The sequence below is a fragment of the Acinetobacter sp. YH16032 genome, assembly GCF_013417345.1.
Classification (GTDB): Bacteria; Pseudomonadota; Gammaproteobacteria; order Pseudomonadales; family Moraxellaceae; genus Acinetobacter.
Map to the genome: position 1 here is coordinate 1 of NZ_VPEE01000115.1, position 2,125 is coordinate 2,125.

Annotated in this window: 1 protein-coding gene and 1 pseudogene; one reads left to right on the forward strand and one right to left on the reverse strand. The window is 43.6% G+C overall.

The annotated features are described in order from the left end of the window. A pseudogene (locus FTV32_RS16675) lies at window positions 1-1,636 on the reverse strand (Tn3-like element ISAcsp1 family transposase); the annotation flags it as partial. 94 nt (window positions 1,637-1,730) lie between these two features. On the opposite strand from FTV32_RS16675, the gene FTV32_RS16680 reads away from it, so the two are divergent. Further along, window positions 1,731-2,125: recombinase family protein (locus FTV32_RS16680; RefSeq protein ID WP_098733245.1), on the forward strand; the 395-nt coding region annotated here is incomplete at its 3' end.

Genomic DNA, 2,125 nt, shown 5'->3' on the forward strand with positions numbered 1-2,125 from the left:
GATTGATCATCGCATCAGGCAAATCGTTGGTCGCTGCCATGCGATTAATGATTGCTAATTTCTGCTCCAATAGTGAAAGGCGACTTTGCAAATATAGATCACAATCAGTAGTAATGGTTAGAGGTAACTCATTGGACTGTTTTAGCTGATTAAATTTATCAGCAGTCACTAAATACTCATCGAAGTCTTTGAATTGGCGAGAGCCTTGTACCCAGAGATCCCCAGCCCGTAGCGAGTTTTTAAGTTCAGATAACACACATATTTCGTAATAGCGGCGATCAATACCATCATCGGTAAAGACTAGTCTTGCCCACCGTTTTTTGATAAACGCTATTGGAGCATTAGAGGGGATTTTTCGTGTATTATCAACATTCATGCTGCGGAGCAACTCTACAGCGGCAAGCATATCTTTTGCTGCTGGGGCAGCACGCAATTTAAGTATGGCAAGAAGTTCTGGCGCGTAACGGCGTAAAGTTGCATAGCTCTCGCCAATTCGTGGTAAAAAATCAAAGTCTTCGGGTTGCGCCAGTTTTTCTGCCTCAGTAATACTTGCTGCAAAAGCATCCCATGAAATAACAGTTTCGATGGCGGCAAACGGATCACTGCCATTTTGCTTGGCATCTAGCAAGGCTTTCCCGATAAGCCCATACAAACGCACTTTGTCGTTGATCGCTTTACCTGATGATTGAAATTGTTGCTGGTGTTTATTTTTTGCGATAGCAAATAGCTTTCCAATAATGCGATCATGCAGGTCAATAATTTCGTCGGTGATCGTGGCCATACTCTCCACAACGATTGCTACCAAAGTGGCATATCGACGTTGAGATTCAAATCTGGCCAAATCAGCAGGAGTCATTTGCCCACCTTCGCGAGCAATTTTCAGTAAGCGATTTTGATGAACGTGTTTTCCAATGTCTTCAGGTAGATCGATGGCTTGTAAGCACTTCAGCCGCTCAATGTGCTCAAGCATGTACTTTGAGTTTGGTTTAGCTGGTGACTGTCTAAGCCACCCCAATATTGTCAGTTTGCTGCCCTCTTTACGGTTCAGCAAAGCATCTATATTTTGACGATGAGTTTCTGAAAGTGAGCTCGTCAAAGCAGTATAAATTATGCGGTTGGCAGATGTGATTGCTTCTGCGCAAATACTATCAATTGCATTTATAGCTGGCAAAAGGACTGATTTTTGTCGTAAATTTTCAACGAGAGTTGTGGCTAAAATAAGACCTTTATCTGTCTGAAGGGACAAATCCACCATCATATTGACCGATTGCCGATAGTCACTCAAGGTGAATAGTTTGAACCCAAAAACTTTTTTCAATTCGGCAATATGTTCTCGTCTTGTTTGCTCGCGCTGACCATAATCATTCCAGCAGTCCACTGATATACTAAGTTGAGCAGCCATCATGAAAAGTAAGGGTTTGAATGGTTCGTCGTTAATACCCAATATCACTCCAGGGTAACGCATGTAGCAAAGTTGAATTGCAAAGCCTAGCTTGTTGGATGCCCCTCGATGTTGATGGACTATGGATTTATCAGAATCACTCAGAGTGTAATGCTGAAGCATAAAAGCTCTATCATCTGGAATTTCGAACAGGCTTCCCAATTCCGTGGACGACAAAATAGAATGGCGCGGCATGGCTCATTAGTCCCAAATAAACTAAACTATTAAAGGTACATTATTTTGTACCGCCACGCTTAGCTTTGCGCTGCAATTTCGCAAGGAGGTTCAATTGGGACAGAATGCGGCCATTTATTGCCGAGTATCAACGAACGATCAGTCCTGCGAACGACAGGAATATGACCTACGTGCCTACGCCAATCGTTGCGGCTACGATGTTGTCGGTGTTTGGAAAGAAACTGCATCAGGCAGTAAGGATGAGAGATTGCAAAGAAAATACTTGATGACCATGGCGCAATCTCGTGAAATCGATGCCATCTTGGTGACGGAATTGACACGCTGGGGCAGAAGCACCGTGGATCTCGTACAGTCATTACAAGATCTTGGGCATTTCGGGGTATCTCTGGTGGCACAAACAGGTTTGCAGTTTGACCTTTCCACATCTCAGGGAAAGCTCATGGCTTCTGTGATGTCTGCATTAGCAGAGTTTGAGGGAGATTTACTACG